The 2,716-nt window shown below is 67.7% G+C and carries 5 protein-coding genes; 2 read left to right on the top strand and 3 right to left on the bottom strand.

Annotated elements, in window-relative coordinates; translation table 11 throughout:
- The first annotated feature begins 147 nt into the window (after positions 1–147).
- Entirely contained in the window at positions 148–1,059 is a 912-nt protein-coding gene (locus ER13_RS16895; protein WP_035311184.1) for a WecB/TagA/CpsF family glycosyltransferase, read from the top strand.
- Between the two features lie 25 nt (positions 1,060–1,084).
- Here the strand turns inward: ER13_RS16895 and fliE are convergent, their stop codons facing one another.
- The 3 genes from fliE to flgB are packed head-to-tail and all read right to left on the bottom strand — an operon-like array spanning position 1,085 to position 2,241.
- Positions 1,085–1,387: a flagellar hook-basal body complex protein FliE gene (fliE, locus tag ER13_RS16890; protein WP_008262620.1), complete on the bottom strand. Its 303-nt coding sequence runs from the start codon at positions 1,385–1,387 to the stop codon at positions 1,085–1,087.
- A 10-nt stretch (positions 1,388–1,397) separates the two neighbouring features.
- Complete coding sequence (gene flgC, locus ER13_RS16885; protein ID WP_008261179.1) at positions 1,398–1,784, bottom strand: flagellar basal body rod protein FlgC; 387 nt, start codon at positions 1,782–1,784, stop codon at positions 1,398–1,400.
- 49 nt (positions 1,785–1,833) lie between these two features.
- Positions 1,834–2,241, bottom strand: coding sequence for a flagellar basal body rod protein FlgB (gene flgB / locus ER13_RS16880; protein WP_035311182.1), 408 nt, complete (start codon positions 2,239–2,241; stop codon positions 1,834–1,836).
- 141 nt (positions 2,242–2,382) lie between these two features.
- Between flgB and ER13_RS16875 the strand changes: the two genes are divergently transcribed.
- The gene (locus ER13_RS16875; protein ID WP_008260176.1) at positions 2,383–2,658 is read left to right on the top strand and encodes a flagellar biosynthetic protein FliO; all 276 of its coding nucleotides are present in this window, start codon (positions 2,383–2,385) and stop codon (positions 2,656–2,658) included.
- The last annotated feature ends 58 nt before the right edge of the window (positions 2,659–2,716 follow it).

The following is a 2,716-nucleotide window of genomic DNA, read 5'->3' as shown; positions in this document are numbered from 1 at the left end:
GGGTCAACAGGGATTTTTCGTCGCAGGTCGGTTTTATTTCGCAAGCGAGGCGGGAGGCCCCGACGCAGGCGTCGGTCGGACAGGGTTGCGGCCCGTTAAGCCTGTTTGCTTACCTCGCTTTGAGAGCCCGTCCCCTATCTGGGAGCGATGGCGGATCCGTCCCGAGTTCCCAAGGCGCACGAGCGGCGCACGACCCCTCGCGCGACCTATCGCAAGCGTCGGCGTCGGCGCGAGCGCGTCCACATGTTCGGCCAGCTGGTCGATCTGGTGAAGCCCGAGGAAGTTCTGCATCACGTCCAGGACGCCGTGGCCGAGGGCCGCAAGAGCGTGGTGGCCAACCACAATCTGCACAGTCTGTACCTGCTCCAGAAACATCCGGAGATGCGGGCCTTCTACGACATGGCCGAGCTGGTCGAGGTCGATTCGACGCCGATGATCTGGTTCTCCCGCGCCCTTGGGCTGCACAGCCGGGGCTTTCATCGCTGCACCTATCTGGACTGGCGCGACCATTTCTGGAGCGTCGCCAACCGCAAGGCCTGGCGGGTCATGGCGGTCGGCGGCGCGCAGGGCGTGGGCGAGGAGGCGGCGCGCCGCTTGGGCGCGCGCTATCCCAAGACCGAGATCCGCACCCGTCACGGCTTCTTCGACGCCCGGGCAGGTTCCGCCGACAACGCTGAAGTCGTCGCGGAGATTCAGGCCTTTCAGCCGCATATCCTGTTCGTCGGCATGGGCATGCCGCGCCAGGAGCTGTGGACCCTGGCCGTGTTCGACGCCCTGCCCGACTGCGTCATCCTGTCGGTCGGCGCCGCCTTCGACTACGAGGCGGGAACCCAGAATCCCGCGCCGCGATGGATGGGCCGCGCCGGGATCGAATGGGCCTATCGGCTGGCGCAGAACCCCCGCCGCCTATTCCACCGCTATTGCATCGAGCCCTGGACCCTGGCGCCCCTGGCGATCCGCGACCTACGCGCGGCCCGCCGCCGCCTGGTCGGCAAGACGTCAGGCCAGGGCGCGGATTTCGGCGCGCCGCCGACCCGCAATTTTCCGCACGGAACCTGAAGGACCTGGGCCGCGCGCCGGCGGATCAGATCGGCATGGCCATGATTTCCTTGTAGGCGGAAATCACCTGGTCGCGGACGGACATCACGGTTTCCAGCGACGCCTCGGCCGAGCTGAGGGCCGTGACCACGTCGATCAGATTGCCGTTGCCCTGGATCGACTGGGTCATCTGGGTCTCGGCCGCGCGCGACTGCTGGGTCATGTCGGTCATGGCGTTCTTGACCAGGTCGGCGAAGCCGTTGTCGCCGGAGGCGGGCGGCTGCGCCGCCGTGGGCATGGCGCTGCCCTGAACGGCGGCGTAGGCGCGGGCGGCCATCATCGGGTTCATGGCCTAGTCCTCAGCGTTTGATGATGTCGAGGGTGCGGCTGTCCATGGACCGCGCCGTCTCGATGACGTTCAGATTGGCTTCGTAGGCGCGCTGGGCTTCGCGCATGTCCATGGCTTCCACCAGGGTGTCGACATTGGGCCGCATCACATAGCCCTGGGCGTTGGCCGCCGGGTGCGAGGGGTCGTAGTCCATCTTGAACTCGCCCTGGTCGGGCCGGACCTCGGCCAGGGTCACGCCGGTCGCGCCGTCGACCTCGCGCGCCTGGAAGACCGGGATCTGGCGGCGATAGGGCTCGCCGCCGGGGGTGCGGGCGGTGGACTGGGCGTTGGCGATGTTCTCGGCGATGACGCGCATGCGCGACTGCTGGGCCTTGAGAGCCGAGGCCGCCACGGCCATGGCGCTGTTCGAGGGGGGGATGGGATCAGGCATGGATCAGTCCTTCGTCTCAGCCCGCGCCAGGCTTGCGCGCGGCCATGCGGAGCATGGACATGGATTTCTGGTAGAAGCCGATGGCGGCGTCATAGGCCATGCGGCTCTCGGCCATCTTCAGCATCTGCTCCTCGACCACCACCGAGTTGCCGTCCAGCGTGGTCTCGGAGTCCGGCGACTTGGTCGGATCGAACCGAGGCGCGCTGACGGCCGGGGCGATATGGGCGCGGTTGGTGCGGACGACCTGAAGCCCCCCGCCCGAACGCAGGGCGGCGGCGAAGTCGGTCGGCTGTTTCAGATCGCGGCCGACGAAGCCGGGCGTGTCGGCGTTGGCCACGTTCTCGGCGATGAGCTTCTGGCGCTCGTCCAGCCAGCCCAGCCGGCCCTTGATCTGCCCCAGCAGCGGTATGTCGGCGACGCCCATGGCGATCTCCCGTGCGACGCGGATGCGCGCGATGGGCAGAAAATGCCGCCTCCATGGTTAACAGGCCGTTATCTAAACCCATCGTTAACCGTGGTGGTTAAGACTTGAGGAACAGCGCCGACTGCGCGGGGCCTTAAGCGTATGAATTTCCTCGATCTCGCCCGCGCCGTCTTCGGCCTGGCCTTCACCCTGGGCCTGATCGGCCTGGCCGCCTATGCGGCGCGTCGCTATGCGCCGCAGCTGATGGCCAAGCTGAACGCCCAGCGCGGCGAACGGCGGATGCAGGTGGTCGAGACCCTGGTGCTGGACCCCGCGCGCCGGCTGGTCCTGGTGCGGATCGATGCGGAAGAACGACTGATCCTGCTGGGCGAAGGGCGCGAACTGATCGAGCCGCGCCAGCCGGAGATCTTCAAGTGAAGAGGCCAATGGGCGGGAGCGAGCTTCTCCCTCCCCCTGCGGGGGAGGGGGGCGCCGG

The organism is Brevundimonas sp. EAKA (assembly GCF_000698025.1).
Lineage (GTDB): Bacteria > Pseudomonadota > Alphaproteobacteria > Caulobacterales > Caulobacteraceae > Brevundimonas > Brevundimonas mediterranea_A.
Note: the sequence above shows the minus strand (reverse complement) of the source record. Positions and strands in the feature narration are given on the sequence as shown.